At 34.5% G+C, this 203-nt stretch carries 1 pseudogene; it reads right to left on the bottom strand.

From position 1 onward, the window contains the following. A pseudogene (locus GQR38_RS20435) lies at positions 1-203 on the bottom strand (arylesterase); the annotation flags it as partial.

The following is a 203-nucleotide window of genomic DNA, read 5'->3' as shown; positions in this document are numbered from 1 at the left end:
AGGTTTAGTAATCACATATTCCAAGAAAAATGGCATGAGAGGGATATCTTTTTCTTCACTTAATGAAGGGTAGATACTAGAGAATGCATCACCATAACGTTTTCCATAGTTTGTCGGCACTCTAAGTTGCATTAAAATAGGTTGAGCTTTTTTTGTTTTGACTTGCTCAATCATTGCACTTAGATTATTACTGACAATATCGG

It is taken from the genome of Pseudoalteromonas sp. c7(2019) (genome assembly GCF_011378625.1).
Taxonomy (GTDB): domain Bacteria; phylum Pseudomonadota; class Gammaproteobacteria; order Enterobacterales; family Alteromonadaceae; genus Pseudoalteromonas; species Pseudoalteromonas arctica.
This window is presented reverse-complemented; position numbering and strand designations above follow the sequence as displayed.